This is a genomic window from Rhizobium sp. BK251 (assembly GCF_004345245.1).
Lineage (GTDB): Bacteria > Pseudomonadota > Alphaproteobacteria > Rhizobiales > Rhizobiaceae > Rhizobium.
The window spans coordinates 384,213-401,629 of the sequence record NZ_SLUQ01000008.1 but is presented as its reverse complement, the minus strand read 5'-3'; the positions used below and the strand labels follow the sequence as shown (position 1 = coordinate 401,629).

Here is a 17,417-nt window from a genome sequence, read left to right as displayed (position 1 = left end):
TCCGGGCGTCGGTTCGACCAGGCGCCCGGACATTTGTCCTCAGCTCTTCAGCCGTGCCTTCAATCCGTCGACGATCTGCTTCGTGAGCCCTTCGTAGTTCTCGTCGAAGTGGTGGTCGCCGTCGAGCGCGATGACATCGGCACCGGTCCCCTGCAGCGCCGGGCAGGCGCTCTCCTCGTCGTCGTCCTTGCCATAGATGCACTGGACGAGCTTCGGATCGATGGTCTTGAGATCCTTCACCGGATCGCCGCCTTCGCCGGATGTCTTTGCGCCCAGCCAGCCGGCGACCGAAATCTCGTAGTCGACCTCATGGGAAAGCGAAAGCAGCGATATTTGCATGACCGCGTCGCGGGCGTTCGGCTTCAGCAGGTTGTAGGTGGCGGGCAGGACATCGGCGCCGAAGGAGTAACCGATGAGAAGCACGTGTCGAACCTTCCATTGCTTGCGGTAGAAATCGATGATCTTCGTGAGGTCGTCAGCTGTCTCCTGCGGCTTGCGCTCCGACCAGAAATAGTGGAGCGAATCCACCCCGATGACCGGGATTCCCTGGGCCTGCAGGGCTGCACCTACCTCCTTGTCGATGTCGCGCCAGCCGCCGTCACCCGAATAGACCACGGCCATGGTGTCGAAGGCAGGCGTCGCTTCCAGGATGGAAAGAGGCAGGCCTAGCGGATTGTCCGAACTTGCGGACGCCGAGATCATGTCGTCGAGCGTGTCGGAAAGCGTGGTCTGCGCATCGTCGCTGGAATCGCGGATATCGATGTCCGGATGGGCCTTGTTCAGGGCCTCGACATGGTCGCGGGCATCCTTGGCAGCATCCGAGGTGAAGACCACGACGATCGGGTCCGGCAAGGCGCCATCCGTCAGGCCGTAGACCATGCGATCGCCGACAGCCTGCTTGGCGGCGGGCGTGCAGAGCTGCTTGGTGAGCGGAATCCCCACGGCGGGATTGACGGCGAGCGTCTGCCCGATCGTGGCGTCTGGCGTCTGGGCCGCGATGGCGAGTGCCAGCGCACCGCCCTCGCCGATGCCGGCGATGATCGGCAGGTGGTAGGCGCTGTTGCCTGCAGCGCGCTGCACCTGCTGGCTCAGCGATTCGATGTCGGAGACGAGATAGATGCAGCCGTCATTCTGGCTGACGTCATAGTTCCTGAGGGCTGTCAGATAGGATGGGAGATCGATCCCCACAACGACGGAGCCCTCGGAAACGAGATGCTTTGCCTCTTCATCGTCCTGCGCGCCCCAGCCGGCAGCGTCGGAAATGAGAAATACCGCAGCCTTGACATCGCCCTCAGGCAGCAGGATGTGCGGAGACGGGATCAGGCCCGTATCGAACTTCGGGGCATCCTGCCCCGCAGCGGTGACGAAGAACCCGGACAGGCCCAGCAGACACGCTGACGCCAAGGCAATATTTCTGATCATTTCCTGACCACTCCTCTCAATCCTCCCCCGATGAGCAGCGTCGCATCCATCAACGCGATCATCGGATTTCCGCCTCCTGACACCGCAAGATAGCGCGGCTGCCAATGGGGGTGGAACTTTGACTTGAAGGCCCTGAGGCCCTTGAAATTGTAGAAGCGCTCGCCGTGCTCGAAGACCGTACCACCGATCTGGTCCCACACCGGAGCGGATTCACGCTTTGACATGCCCGAGAGTGGCGCCATACCGAGGTTGAACTGTGCAAAGCCGGCGGCCCGCAGATATTCCATGATCTGGACGAACAGGAAGTCCATCGAGCCCTTAGGCGCATTCGGCGAGAAGCGCATGAGGTCGACCGACCCCTCCTCCTTCGTCTCGGTGATGAGGATGTTGGCGAAGGCGACGATCTCCCCATCCTTGCGCAGCACCGCGACCGGCTGCGAGGCGATATAGTCCGGATCGAAGGCCCCGAGGGAAAAACCCTTCTCCTTGGCATTGTGATCGGCCAGCCATGCGTTGGAAACGGTGGCGAGGTCATCCATGAACCGCGGCACGTCGGCGGGCTCGATCACCGAGAACTCCAGCCCGTCGCGCTGGGCCCGGCTCGCCGTCTGGCGCAGATTGGCCCACTTGCCGCCCTTGAGTTCGAAATGCTTGAGGTCAACGATCGCGAGTTCGCCGAGCCTGAAGGCCCTGAGCCCCGCATCGGCGCAATGGGAAAGCAGCGCCGGCGAAATCTGGTAGAAGACCGCCCGGCAGCCGGCAGCGCGTGCGGCTTCCACGAAGCGCCAGACGAGCTCGGGCACCGAATGGCGGGCGCCGACCGGGTCGAAGAGCGCGATCCAGGAGCGGCCCTGCTTGCCGTACATGATGTAGGCCTCGCCATCCTCCGAGAACATGACGCGCTTGTCGCCCATCCGCACGAGATTTGCGTCGGCCACACCCTGCTTCTCGGCGATCGCGACAGCGCGATCCAGGGACTCGTCCGTGAGCGGTGCCGGCGTGATCGACGCAGGACGCAGCAGACTGAAGGCGGCAATGGCCGAGGACAGGATGGCAATGCCAAGAATGGCGCGCAGGCCGCGAGGCGCCTCGGCAGCGAATTCGAACTGCCACCACAGCTCGCTGCTGTACTCGACGTCACGATAGACGAACAGCAGGATGACCACGGCGCCGACGCAGATCACCGCGATCGCCATCAGCCAAGACGTGGTCAGTTGCTGGTTGAGAAGCGAGGCCGGACGCTTGAAGAGGCGACGACTGACGAGCAGGCCGAAGACGAGGAATGCGAGGAAGGCGGCCTCGACGAGGGCAACGGCCTTGAGCAGCGAGAGTGCAAGTGCGGCGATCGTCGATACGACCGCTACCCACCAGGCGCCGTCGAGCCTCTGGCCAAGGCCGCGCGCGGCGACGACGAGAACGAGGCCGGAAAGGCTTGCAAGAAAATGGGCGCCCTCGACGATCGGCAGCGGCAGATAGTCGGCAAGGAACTGCAGGTTCTCGTCCGGCGTGGGGGTGACGCTCGAAAAGATCAGCATCACGCCGAGAAGGAGCGCAAGCGTGGACAGGAGCTGCGGTGTCAGCCTCGCGCCGATCCGCCGCACGCTGGAGGCGGCCGGATGGTCCACGAAGCGGCGGAGTTCCGCTCCCGACACAATGAGGACCGCGAGAAGCAGCGGCAGCACGTGATAGATGACGCGGTAGAGGACCAGCGAGCCGAGGACCGCATCGATGTTCACCGCGTTGCCGAGCGAGGCGATTATCACCGTCTCGAATACGCCGAGGCCGGCCGGGACATGACTGAGCACGCCGAGACCGACCGCGATGGCATAGACCGCGAGAAAGGCCGGCCAGCCGATCGACGTCTGCGGCAGGAGCACGTATAGCACCGAGGCCGACGCGGCGATGTCGAAGGCCGTCACCAGGAACTGGCGCGACCAGGTCTTGGAATCCGGCATACGCAGCGCCACCGGCCCGATCGCGATGCTGCGACCGTCACGACCGAGGACCATAACGATCGCCAGCCCCGCAAGGATCGCGATCGCGACGATGCGCAGCAGGAGCGCGCTGACGCCGACGAGCGGGCCGATCTCGTCGGCAATGATGACGAGCGCAATGGACGCGACGACGGCAAGCCCGAGGCCAAAGGCAAGGGTGACGAAGGCGATGACGCGGGTGATGTCCTCTGGCGAGAGCCCGAGGCGCGAATAGGCCCTGTAGCGAATCGCGCCGCCGCTCAGCGCCCCGAAGCCCGCCGTATTGCCGACCGCATAGGCACTGAAGGCCGTGAGCGCCACATGCGGGAACGGCAGCTTCTTGCCGATGAACTCAAGGGCATTGAGATCGTAGAAAATCAGCGCGGCGAAGCTCAGGCCCGTGAAGACCAGTGCGAGCAATATGGCTGACAGCCGCGTGCTGGCGAGCGCCGCCACCACGTCGTCGTAGCGTACCTCCGTCGTCATATGGAATATCGCCAGCGCAACCAGGCAGAAGACCACAAGACTGACAAGGGCGAACAGCTGGGTCTTGTAGCGGTCAAACAGCCCGCGCACAGAGGAATCCTCCGCGAGTTCTTCGACACTCTCTTCCACGTTTGTGGGAACCGACATCTTTTACCTGTTGCAACTGTGACTGACCACTCACGGGCGGCACTCTGCGATAAACTGGACAACTCAATATTGTGAAATCATATGCATTTATGTTGATCAGCGGCCCGACGAAGCCTGCATCATTCCCAATTTGGGCATTTTTAGCAGCGCTCGCGCATCGCGAATTTAGCCGAGCATTTTGCAACGTCGATGATAGGATCGCGCCGCGTCGTCCGGCCTCGGACCTCAGCCGCTACGAGAGGTATTCATGTTTCCGCTCTCCCACATGATGAAATCCTTTATCCGCAAGGGCAGCCTGATCGTAATCGACGCCGACGGGAAGCGGCATGTATTTTCCGGCGAGCCCGGTCCACAGGTCACGATGCGGCTGACGGACAAGAGACTCTACCGGACCCTGGTCTTCAATGCGGAGCTCGCCGCTGGCGAGGCCTATATGGATGGAACGATGCGCTTCGAGGAAGGTTCGACGCTGCGCGACTTCCTGACGCTCTTCTCGATCAACCGGCTTTCGCTTGGCTCCTACCCTATCCAGAAAATACTGCGCGCCGTGAAGATGCGTTTCCGCAAGAGCCAGCAATCCAATCGCAAGGGCCAGGCCCAGCAGAACGTCGCCCATCACTATGACCTCGGCAACGACTTCTACAAACTCTTTCTCGACGACAACATGCTCTATTCCTGCGCCTATTTTCGTGATGCGGGCGACACGCTGGAGCAGGCACAGCGCAACAAGCTGAGGCTTCTGGCGGCCAAGCTGTGCCTGGAGCCTTCCATGCGGATACTGGATATCGGCTGCGGCTGGGGCGATCTCGCGCTTTATCTCGCCGGGCTCGAGAAAGTCGAGGTCGTGGGCGTCACCTTGTCGAAGGAGCAGCAGGCACTCGCGACGAAACGGGCCGAGGAAGCGGGCCTTTCCAATCGCGTCCGCTTCGAGCTGAAGGACTATCGCGATGTCGAGGGCAGCTTTGACCGAATCGTTTCCGTCGGCATGTTCGAGCATGTCGGCGTGCATCACTACGACGAGTTCTTCAAGAAGCTGAATGCGCTGATGCCCGACGACGGGATCGCGGTGCTGCATTCGATCGGCCATATGAGCCCGCCCGGCATGGCGAGTGCCTGGCTGCGGAAGTACATCTTCCCCGGCGCTTATTCGCCGGCGCTGTCCGAAGTCTTTTCGGTGGTCGAACAGAACAGCCTGTGGGTGATGGACCTGGAGTTCCTGCGCGTTCACTACGCGACCACGCTTGCCCATTGGGGCGAGCGCTTCGAGAAGAACCGCGACAAGGTGATCGCCATGTACGACGAGCGCTTCGCGCGGATGTGGGAATTCTATCTCATCAGCGCCGAGATGATGTTCCGCACCGGGAGCCAGCTCGTCTTCCACATGCAGCTTTCCCGCAAGCGCGACGCAGCACCCATCGTGCGCGATTACATCACCGATCGCCAGCGGGCCTATATCGCTCGCGAGCAGACGCTCAATCTGTAGAAGTCGGGATAAACACACCGGCATTGCCGGAGGGGAAGGCGACGTCAGGCCTTGACGCCGAAGGCGGTGAGGGCCGCTTCACAGGCACGGGCGAACTGGGTGGAAGGTCCTTCCGAGCCGATGGCCTGACGGCTGACGCGTGCGCCTTCGAGCAGAAGTGAAAGCGTGTCGGCAAGCAGGTCGGGCTGGGCAATGCCGGCCTCGCGACAGAGCTTTGCAAGGTGGTCACGCTGGGAGATCTTGAAGCCCTCGATGACGCCGTGGGCCGGATGGTCGTGCTCCTTGAGTTCGACCGCCGCATTGGCAATGTCGCAGCCGGAGGGTTCGTTGTCGATGCATTTCGCCCGCCCCTCGACCCAGCCTCGCAACTGACGGGCCGGATCACCCGGATAAAGCCTTTCGAGATCGTCCCACATTTCCGCGACCTTGTCCGAGACATAGCGCAGAGTCTCGCAGACGAGATCGTCCTTCGATCCGAAATGACGGTAGAGCGTCATCTTGTTGGTATCGGCCGCCACGGCGATCGCATCCACGCCCACGCCGCGAATACCGTGCTGGCGGAAAAGCTCCGAAGCTGTCGACACGATCCTGTCCCTCGGCCGCATTCGCACCTCGTCTCCCACCTCGCCCCCGCGGGGGACTGCGCGGGAAACGGAAATTTTATCGGCAGAGGTTCTTGACATAGGTGTGACCGGTCGGTAACTATTCAGACGTTACTTACCGGTAACACCACGTCATCAGCTTGTCAAGTTTCGCGTCCATAGTACGGACACGGGAAGAAAACACCGGCCGTGAGCCCCGATACACTGCCGAGAAAGGAGACCGTCGTGCAAAGAAAATACGTCGATATGACCATGTCCGAGGTTCTGTCCGACCCGCTGATCCTTTCGGTAGCGCGTGCGGACGGCTTCACGCCCAATGAATTCAAAGGCCTCCTCTCTGCGGCAGCAAACAAGCTGGAACAGTCCAGGGCCTCCCGGGTCGAGCCCGCCAAACGCGGCCTCCTTGCCAAGATGATCGCCCCGGAAAACCGGATCTGCTTTCAATCCTGATGAGGGCAAGCCGAGACGGGCAAGGAAACCTCGTGATCGTTGACGGGCGCCAAACGGCGCCCGTTTTGCTGCTGACAAACCTCCTGTGGTTCGACACACCTTGATACGCCGTCATTCCGGCCTTGAGCCGGAATGACGGCGGTGGGTATTTTGCCGCTTTCTAAGCAATCAATCGAGTTGAGAGCCTTCTCATCAGTCAGATCGGCGCCCTTGGCGCCCGATCTTTTTTGCCGCCGTGCGTTTGCTTCTTCCCTTGGCAGCCGATAGTGAGGAGGCCCGAGCCGCCGAAGTCGGTGCGGCAGACCGCCCACCGCTCGCCCGAAAGGAAGCAGCAAGTTGCACTCATCACTGCCCAAGCCCTTCGCCAGGACCTACTCCGCATTCCTCTTCGACATGGACGGCACCGTGCTGAACTCCATCGCCGCCGCCGAGCGCGTCTGGGGTGCATGGGCCCTCCGCCACGGGCTCGACCCCGTCACCTTCCTGCCGACCATGCATGGCAAGCGCGGCATCGACACCATCTCGCAGCTCGGCCTGCCCGGCGTCGATCCGGCGCGTGAGGCTGCCGGTATCCTGCAGGGCGAGATCGATGACGTGGAAGGCGTGGTCCCGATTGCCGGTGCAGTCGAGTTTCTCCTGTCCCTGCCCGCCGACCGGTGGGCGATCGTGACCTCCTCCCCGATCGAGCTCGCCAAGCGCCGCATTGCCGCAGCCGGCATTCCGCAGCCCCGCATCATGGTGACGGCGGAAGACGTGACCGCCGGCAAGCCCGACCCGCAGGGCTATCTGCTCGGCGCAAGAAAGCTGGGCTTCAGCGCGGCCGATTGCCTCGTCTTCGAGGATGTCCCCGCGGGCATCCTGGCCGGCGAGGCGGCCGGCGCGGACGTGATGGTCGTTACCGCTACCCATACGCATGCGGTCGACACGGCCCACGCGACGATCACGGCATATGAAGAGATAAAGGCGCTTGTCGGCCAGGGGTCCCTCTCGCTCGCCAGAACGAGAGAATAACAGAGCGCTGCGGGGTCCTCAGAGAAGAGGGAAAGTGCGATCCACGGCAACCGATGGAGATTTACGATCCTGGGTGCCTACAAACGTAGGTGGGCACCGTGTGTCCAGGCCCACGGGCCTGGTCAGGGACAGCTCCCTTTGGATCGAGTATGGCCCCAGGGATTGTGGTTCCTGTCGAGAGGCGCAGACCGCAAGGAGGAGATATAGGGCTATTCCCGACGCCACGCCAGAGGCGGCGAGCGCCGATCTTCTAATAAATTGGTGAGCGGAAGCGGTCTCAGTGCGTGCCGGGCTTGGCGCCAAGCTTCTCGGTGATGCCGTAAATGCGCGCCGTCACTTCGACAAGTGCTGCCGCAAGCGTCTCCTCGGTACGGGCATTGACGGCAACCGCCGCGTCGCGGTTCTTCTTCAGGGTCTCCAACTCGCCTTCCAGCGAAGCCATTCGCCGCTGCACCTCGGACAGTTCGTCCATGACCATGATCCCGGACATGACGGTAAGACGCAGGTCACCGATCTCGCCGAACTGCGCCTTGAGATGGCTGACATACTGGTCGAAGCGGGTCGCGAGGTTGGTCAGGTGGTTTTCCTGCCCCTCCTCACAGGCCATCCGATAGGCCTTGCCGTCGATCATCACCGTTACCTGGGACATTCTTCCACCCCCGCCTGCGGCCTATCGGTCGAGTACTGCCCGGATCGTCTCCATCGCCGTCACCAGCCGGCGGGAGACCTCGCGGTTGACTTCCTCGAGACGATTGGCCCTGAACTCGGCCTGGTCCAGCTCCTGCGCCAGACGCGAGCGATCCTCGTGTATCCGGCGAACCTCGCCGTCGACCTCACCCTGCTCCCGCTCACGCTCGAAGCGTACGTCGAGCGCGTTTTCCAGCGCCGCGACAGCTTGGCGCAACTCGTTGAGGACGACATCCATCGTTTTGCCTGTAGGCATCATGTGTTTCCGGTTCTCCGCGCAAGACTGCGAATCGTCACGTCCGGCCACCTGTTTGATTTGAAACGATATGCAGCTACGCGAGAGCACGTCAACAAAGACGGAGTTGAAAGACCCGGCCTAAGCTGTGGATGACGCACCTTTCCTTACGATCCACCCCCATTCGTCTTTTGTAAAGCCACACAGACAAATGTCAAAAAAAGGCTTCCCGGAGGCCCGGAACTGCCGCCGGATTTATTGACTTGCTCGCCCCAACTGCTATGTCTCACCCGCTTTAGTCGATGGCCCTGGAACCTCGGGGCCATTCCCCGACACACGGAACCATCGGAACAGCCATGACCTCTCGCGAAAAACATGATCGGATGGCGAATGCGATCCGTTTTCTTGCCATGGATGCGGTTGAAAAGGCCAATTCCGGCCATCCCGGTCTCCCGATGGGGATGGCAGACGTCGCAACGGTCCTTTTCACCAAGTATCTGAACTTCGACCCCAAGAAGCCCCATTGGCCGAACCGCGACCGCTTCGTGCTGTCTGCCGGCCACGGCTCGATGCTGCTCTACTCGCTGCTCTATCTGACGGGCTACGAGGACATGTCCATCGAGGACCTGAAGCAGTTCCGCCAGCTGGGTTCCAAGACCGCCGGCCACCCGGAATACGGCCACGCCACGGGCATCGAGACGACCACCGGTCCGCTCGGCCAGGGCATCGGCAACTCCGTCGGCATGGCGATCGCCGAGCGCAAGCTGCGCGAGGAGTTCGGCTCAGATCTGGTCGATCACCATACCTATGTGATCTGCGGCGACGGCTGCCTCATGGAAGGTATCAGCCAGGAGGCGATCGCGCTTGCGGGCCATCTGAAGCTCAACAAGCTCATTCTTTTCTGGGACAACAACTCGATCACCATCGACGGCGCCGTTTCGCTGGCGGATTCGACCGACCAGGTCGCCCGCTTCAAGGCCGTTCACTGGAACACGATCGAGATCGACGGTCATGAGCCGGACCAGATCTCGGCCGCCATCGAGGCTGCCCAGAAATCCGACCGCCCGACGATGATCGCCTGCAAGACGATCATCGGCTTTGGCGCACCGAACAAGCAGGGCACCCACAAGGTGCACGGCAACGCGCTCGGCGCTGAAGAGGTTGCCGCCACGCGCAAGAACCTGAACTGGGAATACGAGCCCTTCGTCATCCCTTCCGACATTCTCGATCCCTGGCGCGAAGCCGGCAAGCGCTCCCTGCAGACCGAAAAGGACTGGGAAGGCCGCCTCGCCTCCTCCGACAAGAAGGCGGAATTCAGCCGCCGCTTCGCCGGTGAACTGCCGCAAGGCTTCGACGCGGCAATCAGCGAGTACAAGAAGAAGCTCGCAGAGACCAAGCCGACGGTCGCGACCCGCAAGGCGTCGGAAGACGCGCTGGAGGTCATCAACGGCTTCCTGCCCGAGACGCTTGGCGGATCGGCAGACCTGACGCCGTCGAACAACACCAAGACCAGCCAGATGAAGTCGATCACGCCGACCGACTTCTCCGGGCGCTACATGCACTACGGCATCCGCGAGCACGGCATGGCAGCTGCCATGAACGGCATTTCGCTGCACGGCGGCCTGATCCCCTATGGCGGCGGCTTCCTGATCTTCTCGGACTATTGCCGTCCGCCGATCCGCCTTGCCTCGCTGATGGGCATCCGCGTCATCCACGTGCTGACGCATGACTCGATCGGTCTCGGCGAAGACGGGCCGACGCACCAGCCGGTCGAGCAGCTCGCTGCTCTGCGAGCCGTTCCGAACCTGATGATCTTCCGCCCGGCGGATGCGACCGAAACGGCTGAATGCTGGCAGATCGCCATCAAGACGCCCAACCGTCCCTCCGGCCTGGCGCTGACCCGCCAGAACCTCTCGGCGGTGCGCACGGAATACAGCGAGAAGAACCTCTCCGCTCAGGGCGCCTATACGCTCCAGGGCTCCGACAATGCCAAGGTGACGATCTTCGCCTCGGGTTCGGAAGTCGAGATCGCAGTCGCCGCCCGCGCGACGCTCGAAGGCAAGGGCATTTCCACCCGCGTCGTCTCCGTGCCCTCGACCGAGCTCTTCTTCGAGCAGCCGGAGGCTTACCAGAAGTCGGTGCTCGGCAACTCGCCGGTCAAGATCGCCGTGGAAGCCGCCGTTCGTGAGGGCTGGGATGCCTTCATCGGGCCGGAAGGCACCTTCATCGGCATGAAGGGCTTCGGCGCCTCCGGCAAGTACCAGGATCTCTACAAGCACTTCGGCATCACCGCTGACGCCGTCGTTGCTGCGGCGGAAGCCAAGCTTTGACGGGAGCGCCTCCGGGCGCTCGCCACCCCATAATTACAAGCCCCACCTCTAGGGAGTGAATGCACATGACAGTAAAGGTTGCCATCAACGGTTTCGGCCGCATCGGCCGCAACGTCCTTCGCGCCATCGTCGAATCCGGCCGCAAGGACATCGAAGTCGTGGCCATCAACGACCTCGGCCCGGTCGAGACCAACGCACATCTGCTGCGCTATGACTCGATCCACGGCCGCTTCCCGGCAGAGGTCAAGGTCGAAGGCGATACGATCACTGTCGGCGGCGGCAAGCCGATCAAGGTGACCGCGATCAAGGATCCGGCAACGCTTCCGCACCGCGACCTCGGCGTCGACATCGCGATGGAATGCACCGGCATCTTCACCGCACGCGACAAGGCCGCAGCCCACCTGACGGCCGGCGCCAAGCGCGTCATCGTCTCGGCTCCTGCCGACGGCGCCGACCTGACCGTCGTTTTCGGCGTCAACCACGACCAGCTGACCAAGGACCACCTCGTCATCTCCAACGCTTCCTGCACGACGAACTGCCTCGTGCCGGTCGTGAAGGTTCTCGATGACGCCGTCGGCATCGATCACGGCTTCATGACCACAATCCACTCCTACACCGGCGACCAGCCGACACTCGACACCATGCACAAGGACCTGTACCGCGCCCGCGCCGCAGCCCTGTCCATGATCCCGACGTCGACCGGCGCCGCCAAGGCAGTCGGCCTCGTCATGCCGCATCTGAAGGGCAAGCTGGACGGCACGTCGATCCGCGTTCCGACCCCGAACGTCTCGGTCGTCGACTTCAAGTTCGTCGCCAAGAAGGCAACGAGCGTCGGCGAAATCAACGAGGCGATCAAGGCTGCCGCCAACGGCAAGCTCAAGGGCATTCTCGGCTATACCGACGAGCCGCTCGTTTCCCGCGACTTCAACCACGACAGCCACTCCTCGATCTTCGCAACGGATCAGACGAAGGTCATGGAAGGCAACTTCGTGCGCGTCCTTTCCTGGTACGACAACGAATGGGGCTTCTCCAGCCGCATGTCCGACACGGCCGTTGCCTTCGCCAAGCTCATCTAAGCTTCGCGACATTGGTGGATATCCAGGCGGCCCGGGAAACCGGGCCGCTTTTCCTTTGCGCAATGCCTTGGAGTAAAATGTCGCCGTCTACCCGAACAAGGGAACCCTCCGGATTGGGCGAGTGGCGCGAACTTTCGTCTAGAGCGTCGTCCGCAAATATAGGTGGCTTATCTTTCCCCGATGGGTGAGCGCGAAGCCCCATTCCATCTTCATATGCTCGAACTCGGCGTCATAGACATCGAGGCCGTCACATGAGACGCCTTTGAACGTAAGGGCCTTCAGCGCGCCTGCCTTTTCGAGCGTGCTTTTGACGAAAGGCTTGTCCTCTTCAACCAGGATTGCCAGGGGATGCGACATCTCATCGAGATTTGGCTCACCACGAGCGTGTTCCTCAATCATACGCCTCAGGACGCGATCGCCCTCTGATCGTGGCTTCTTCTCCCTAATGCGCCGCTGAACCTCGTCCTCGACACTGCGGACATACTCCAGGTCAGTTCTGACAGCGCGATCCTCCGATCCATTCTGATGGTGCATGAGACTGTGTGCCTTGCCATCCGGATCGCGTACGAACTTTATCTGCACAGGCAATACCTTCATGAAGAATTCGCTGTCGGTCTCGGGAAAAATTTCAAGGTCGGACTGGCCGACTATCCGATAAAGAAGCTGGCCATCCCCCTGAGACACGACAGCAAGGGTTCCGTCAGCGAACTCATACGCTCCCACATAGTTTTCATAGAGGGCGGCATCCATGGCGACCTCGGCCCGTGGCCGCATTTGCTCATAGCGACGCCATGCCGCTGTATCCTTCGATAGGTCGGCCAAATTCGTCTCCTTTGCCAGCTTTAGAAGATCCTCAATGGATGCGGCGGCTCCGGTTCTGATTTTCGACAGCAAAGATTCGATGACGCGAAGCCCTCGTTCGGCGCGACTTCTGGTGTCTGTCAAAGCGTCCTTCTGTAGTGCAAGCATTTGAACCACGTCCGTTGAATGGCCCCGCAGCAGCTTCGAGATATCCCGCAGGCTGAAGCCCAGGGTTTTGAGAGCTGATATCTCGTTGAGCCGGGCAATTTCATTGCTGCCATAGACCCGCCATTGCTTGGACGTGCGACGGGGCGAAATCAGCCCGTATTGTTCATAGAGTCGCAGCGCACGAACGCTGAGGCCAATTCGCCCGGCGCATTCCTGTGCGGTGAGAAGAACCTCGTCCTGCATTCGGCCATCCATCGAAAACCTGTACGCGAATCTATTTACGGTATTACGCAGGGTCCGGCTCAAGCGAATTTTTGGCCCGTCACGACCATTACGATCGCGACGCGTCTCGACCGGCTCCGTGTCTTTGGCACGCGACAAGGCGCCCGCTTTGGCACGAAACCGCGCCCCTCTTTGCGACGCGACGCCGCGGTCTCGCCTGCTTCCCCTATTCTCCGCCGAGCCTAGCTAAATCCTGATCAAGAGGAGATGCCGGAATGAAGAAGCCGCGCAAGCAGGATTTCCCCGTCTACAAGGCCAGGCGCTACCTGGAGCCCGGTCCCGTCGTGCTCGTCTCTTCGAAGTGGCGTGACCGGACCAACATCATGACGATGGGCTGGCACAACATCATGGAGTTTTCGCCATCGCTGTTCGGCTGCCTGATTTCCAGCGGCAACCACAGCTACCACATGATCAGGAACAGCCGCGAATGCGTCATCAATCTGCCGACGACGGCCTTGACCGATACCGTCGCCCGCATCGGTAATTGCACAGGCAGCGAGATCGACAAATTCGCCGAGTTTCACCTGACGGCCGAGGAGGCCACGGAAGTCCAGGCGCCCCTGATCGCCGAATGCCACGCGAATTTCGAATGCCGGCTCCATGACGACATCCTCGTCGACAAATACAACTACTTCATCTTCGAGATCGTGAAGGCGCATGTAGCCCCCACACCGGCCCATCCCGAGACCCTTCACTACCTCGGCGACGGCGCCTTCATGACCGCCGGGGCCATCGTCGACCGCCGCGAACTCTTCACCAAGGTGTCCTAGGTCCACGCCGCCATTCCGATCGATGACCCGGCCTGTTCGATAAAGAGCAATCTTTCTTCGTCCGCCCCGTTGTCGCCCCATTCGCCGATACATTCTTTACGGAGTTTCCTTCCGTAGCATTTCCCTGCCGGCTCACCGTCCGGCGGTGGTCCCGCAGCATAATGCAGCATCGCAGCCGAGGTTAAGCCGCCGGGCCTACCCTTCCGTCCTGTTTTGCCGTTTACTGGTGGATCACCGCGCGAGGAGAGCTTGTGACAGGGCCGGAAGGCTGGATCGAAAGGGAAGGGCAATGGAAGCGTTCTATATCGTCGTACTGGTTTCGACGGCGCTTGTGCTCCTTGCGGCCTTTTCCAGCGTGCTGGCCTTCCGTTTCGGCGCCCCTCTCCTGCTCCTGTTCCTGATGATTGGGCTCGCCGCCGGCGTCGACGGCCTCGGCATCGAATTCAGCAATAACTACCTCGCCTATATCCTTGGCTCGCTGGCGCTTGCCGTCATTCTCTTCGATTCCGGCTACGGCACGCCGATGCAGTCCTTCCGCCTGGCGGCGCTGCCCTCGCTCACGCTCGCTTCCGTCGGCGTCTTGCTGACGGCAGGGCTCTTTGCCTTCGCGGCGATGTGGCTGCTTCATTTCACCTGGCTGGAAGGCATGCTGCTGGGTTCCATCGTCGCGTCGACGGATGCGGCCGCCGTCTTCTTCCTCCTGCGCATCGGCGGCATAAACATCCGCGACAAGGTGCGCTCGACGCTGGAGGTGGAATCAGGGACCAACGACCCGATGGCGATCTTCCTCACCATCGCGCTGGTGGAGGTCCTGGCGAGTGGCGAACACTACAGCGGCATCGACCTCACCATGCTTGCGATGTTCGTCAAGCAGATGGGGCTCGGCGTGACGCTCGGCCTGCTCGGCGGCATGATGATCGTTCTGATCGTCAGCAAGCTGGATACTGATCGCGGCCTGACTCCGATCTTCGTGCTGGCACTCGCCATGCTCGTGTTCTCCTTTACCGGCGCGGTGGGCGGCAGCGGCTTCCTCGCCGTCTATGTCGCCGGAATCTATGCCGGCAACAGGAAGATGCATGCCTCCGCCACGATCAAGCGCTTCCAGGATGGCATGACCTGGCTCGCCCAGATCATCATGTTCCTGGTACTCGGCCTGCTCGCGACGCCATCGCAATTTCCGGCGATCATCGTTCCGGCCGTCCTTCTGGCGCTGTTCCTGACTTTCGTTGCACGGCCGCTCGCCGTCTGGCTTTCGCTGCTGCCCTTCGACTATACGCAGCGCGAGACCTCCTTCGTCGCCTGGGTGGGTTTGCGCGGCGCAGTCTCCATCCTGCTGGCGATCATGCCGATCCTTGGCGGCCTGGAGAACGGCCAGCTCTATTTCAACACGGCCTTCATCGTCGTGCTGGTGTCGCTGCTTCTCCAGGGCTGGACGATCAAGCCCTTGGCGCGCAGGCTCGGCCTCATCATCCCGCCCCGCATGGGCGCCGTCGACAAGGTGGAGGTGGACCTGCCCGGTGCAGTGAACCACGAGCTTCTGTCATACCGTGTCGTAAGGGACAGCCCCGTTCTGCGCGGCGAGCGCATCCCACGCTGGGCGACACCCTCGCTCATCATCCGTGACGGGAAGTCGATGCGCTACCAGTATGCTGGCCGCCTCAAGGAAAACGACCTCGTCTACCTCTTCATCACGCCGACCTATTCACGCCTGCTCGACCGGCTCTTTGCCAGTCGCGCGGCCGTGGATCCAGAGGATGCGGAATTCTTCGGCGCCTTCTCGCTGTCGCCCACCCGTCCCGCTGCCGATCTCGATGCGGCCTACGGCCCCGGCCTGCTGGCCGAACACGAGAAGAGCCTCACCATCGCCGAGCTGATCAAGCAGCGTCTCGGCGGCAAGGCCGATTATGCCGATCGCGTGCGTCTCGGCTCGATCATCCTGATCGTCCGCGACCTCGACGAGAACGATCACATCAGCGCCGTCGGCATGTCGCTGGAGGCCGTCGAACCGGCTACGAATTTCCCGATCTTCATCAATCTCAGGGATATGATCGATCGCTGCCACAGCTTGTTCCGCAGGCATCGGCGTCATGGAAATGACACGAGCGCAAGTGTGGCAGCCGCCCCGATGGGGCAAGAGGAAGAGGCTCGGGGAAACGGCCGCTGAGCGCCTTGCGTCTTGCATCATCCGTAGTATGGTCGGCGCGATCTTCGGCCATAACAACATCGGATGCTACAATGCCCGCTTTCAAGACCCTCGACACCCTCCCCGACATCAAGGGCAAGCGCGTGCTCGTACGTGTCGACCTCAATGTCCCTGTCAAGGACGGCAAGGTCAGCGACGCAACACGCATCGAGCGCGTCGCGCCAACCATTCTCGAGCTTTCCCGCAAGGGCGCGAAGGTCATCCTTCTGGCCCATTTCGGCCGCCCCAAGGACGGCCCCTCGCCGGACCTCTCGCTCGCATTGATCGTGCCCGCCGTCGAGGAGATCCTGGACCACGCGGTGCTCTTTGCTTCCGATTGCATAGGCGCGCCCGCCGCTGCCGCTGTCACGAAGATGAATGACGGCGATATCCTCCTCCTCGAGAACACCCGCTTCCACAAGGGCGAAGAGAAGAACGGTTCGGAATTCACCAAGGCGCTCGCCGCAAACGGCGATCTCTACGTGAACGATGCCTTCTCAGCCGCCCACCGCGCGCACACCTCGACCGAGGGTCTCGCGCAGCTGCTGCCGGCCTATGCCGGTCGCACCATGCAGGCCGAACTCGAGGCACTGGAAAGAGGCCTCGGCAATCCCGCCCGGCCGGTCGTCGCGATCGTCGGCGGCGCGAAGGTCTCGTCCAAGATCGACCTGCTCATGAACCTTGTGAAGAAGGTCGACGCGCTGGTGATCGGCGGCGGCATGGCCAACACGTTCCTCGCCGCGCGCGGAACGAATGTCGGCAAGTCGCTTTGCGAGCACGACCTCGCCGACACTGCCAACCAGATCATGATCGAGGCGGCGACGGCAGGCTGCGCAATCATCCTCCCCGAGGACGGCGTCGTGGCGCGCGAATTCAAGGCGGGCGCGGCAAACGAGATCGTGGACATCAACGCAATTCCGGCCGACGGCATGGTGCTCGACGTCGGCCCGAAGTCCGTCGAGGCGGTCAAGGCCTGGATATCCCGCGCGGAGACCCTGGTCTGGAACGGTCCGCTCGGCGCCTTCGAGATCGCGCCCTTCGATACCGCCACCGTGGCTGCGGCAAGATACGCCGCCGAACGCACCAAGGCAGGCAAGCTGATATCGGTGGCCGGCGGCGGCGACACCGTTGCGGCGCTGAATCATGCAGGCGTCGCCGACGAATTCACCTATGTATCGACGGCCGGCGGCGCCTTCCTGGAATGGATGGAAGGCAAGGAACTGCCCGGCGTTGCAATCCTCGGTAAGCACAAATAGCGCGCTTGCACATCCCAGACACTTTGCCGGAGGCCGCGGGAATTGACACTTCCGCG

14 protein-coding genes and 1 other RNA gene are annotated in these 17,417 nt (G+C 62.0%); 8 read left to right on the top strand and 7 right to left on the bottom strand.

Translation table 11 applies throughout. The features are described 5' to 3' along the window. Positions 1 to 39 precede the first annotated feature (39 nt). A complete protein-coding gene (locus EV286_RS22425; protein ID WP_132959373.1) occupies positions 40 to 1,422 on the bottom strand; it encodes an AcvB/VirJ family lysyl-phosphatidylglycerol hydrolase in 1,383 nt (460 codons plus the stop codon). Beyond that, the gene (mprF, locus tag EV286_RS22420; protein WP_132959372.1) at positions 1,419 to 4,028 is read right to left on the bottom strand and encodes a bifunctional lysylphosphatidylglycerol flippase/synthetase MprF; all 2,610 of its coding nucleotides are present in this window, start codon (positions 4,026 to 4,028) and stop codon (positions 1,419 to 1,421) included. The genes EV286_RS22425 and mprF overlap by 4 nt, the downstream gene beginning before the upstream one ends. 247 nt (positions 4,029 to 4,275) lie before the next feature. On the opposite strand from mprF, the gene EV286_RS22415 reads away from it, so the two are divergent. Beyond that, complete coding sequence (locus tag EV286_RS22415; protein WP_132959371.1) at positions 4,276 to 5,511, top strand: cyclopropane-fatty-acyl-phospholipid synthase family protein; 1,236 nt, start codon at positions 4,276 to 4,278, stop codon at positions 5,509 to 5,511. Positions 5,512 to 5,555: 44 nt separating this feature from the next. Here the strand turns inward: EV286_RS22415 and EV286_RS22410 are convergent, their stop codons facing one another. Next, the gene (locus EV286_RS22410) at positions 5,556 to 6,116 is read right to left on the bottom strand and encodes a TetR/AcrR family transcriptional regulator (protein WP_245500790.1); all 561 of its coding nucleotides are present in this window, start codon (positions 6,114 to 6,116) and stop codon (positions 5,556 to 5,558) included. Between the two features lie 222 nt (positions 6,117 to 6,338). Here EV286_RS22410 and EV286_RS22405 point away from each other — a divergent pair, with 222 nt between their 5' ends. Together EV286_RS22405 and EV286_RS22400 are read left to right on the top strand one after the other, a co-directional pair. Next, positions 6,339 to 6,563 carry a hypothetical protein gene (locus EV286_RS22405; protein ID WP_132959369.1) on the top strand — a complete coding sequence of 75 codons (225 nt, stop codon included), beginning with the start codon at positions 6,339 to 6,341 and terminating at the stop codon, positions 6,561 to 6,563. Between the two features lie 336 nt (positions 6,564 to 6,899). Beyond that, on the top strand, positions 6,900 to 7,574 hold the full coding sequence (locus EV286_RS22400) for an HAD family hydrolase (protein WP_348633580.1): 675 nt from the start codon (positions 6,900 to 6,902) through the stop codon (positions 7,572 to 7,574). Positions 7,575 to 7,608: 34 nt separating this feature from the next. Here the strand turns inward: EV286_RS22400 and ssrS are convergent. The 3 genes from ssrS to EV286_RS22385 form a co-directional block, all read right to left on the bottom strand. Further along, positions 7,609 to 7,767, bottom strand: a non-coding RNA gene (ssrS, locus tag EV286_RS22395) — 6S RNA. 84 nt (positions 7,768 to 7,851) lie between these two features. Beyond that, on the bottom strand, positions 7,852 to 8,223 hold the full coding sequence (locus EV286_RS22390; protein WP_132959368.1) for a cell division protein ZapA: 372 nt from the start codon (positions 8,221 to 8,223) through the stop codon (positions 7,852 to 7,854). 21 nt (positions 8,224 to 8,244) lie between these two features. Continuing rightward, the gene (locus EV286_RS22385) at positions 8,245 to 8,520 is read right to left on the bottom strand and encodes a DUF4164 domain-containing protein (RefSeq protein WP_132959367.1); all 276 of its coding nucleotides are present in this window, start codon (positions 8,518 to 8,520) and stop codon (positions 8,245 to 8,247) included. A gap of 332 nt (positions 8,521 to 8,852) precedes the next feature. On the opposite strand from EV286_RS22385, the gene tkt reads away from it, so the two are divergent. Beyond that, positions 8,853 to 10,826, top strand: coding sequence for a transketolase (gene tkt, locus EV286_RS22380; protein WP_132959366.1), 1,974 nt, complete (start codon positions 8,853 to 8,855; stop codon positions 10,824 to 10,826). A gap of 65 nt (positions 10,827 to 10,891) precedes the next feature. Further along, positions 10,892 to 11,902 carry a type I glyceraldehyde-3-phosphate dehydrogenase gene (gap, locus tag EV286_RS22375; RefSeq protein ID WP_132959365.1) on the top strand — a complete coding sequence of 337 codons (1,011 nt, stop codon included), beginning with the start codon at positions 10,892 to 10,894 and terminating at the stop codon, positions 11,900 to 11,902. Between the two features lie 138 nt (positions 11,903 to 12,040). Here the strand turns inward: gap and EV286_RS22370 are convergent, their stop codons facing one another. Beyond that, a complete protein-coding gene (locus EV286_RS22370; protein WP_165932912.1) occupies positions 12,041 to 13,114 on the bottom strand; it encodes a MerR family transcriptional regulator in 1,074 nt (357 codons plus the stop codon). Positions 13,115 to 13,368: 254 nt separating this feature from the next. Between EV286_RS22370 and EV286_RS22365 the strand changes: the two genes are divergently transcribed. The 3 genes from EV286_RS22365 (at position 13,369) to EV286_RS22355 (ending at position 17,361) form a co-directional block, all read left to right on the top strand. Continuing rightward, complete coding sequence (locus EV286_RS22365; RefSeq protein WP_132959364.1) at positions 13,369 to 13,923, top strand: flavin reductase family protein; 555 nt, start codon at positions 13,369 to 13,371, stop codon at positions 13,921 to 13,923. A gap of 289 nt (positions 13,924 to 14,212) precedes the next feature. Next, positions 14,213 to 16,087: a potassium/proton antiporter gene (locus EV286_RS22360; RefSeq protein ID WP_132959363.1), complete on the top strand. Its 1,875-nt coding sequence runs from the start codon at positions 14,213 to 14,215 to the stop codon at positions 16,085 to 16,087. A 71-nt stretch (positions 16,088 to 16,158) separates the two neighbouring features. Continuing rightward, on the top strand, positions 16,159 to 17,361 hold the full coding sequence (locus EV286_RS22355; RefSeq protein ID WP_132959362.1) for a phosphoglycerate kinase: 1,203 nt from the start codon (positions 16,159 to 16,161) through the stop codon (positions 17,359 to 17,361). Positions 17,362 to 17,417: the final 56 nt, after the last annotated feature.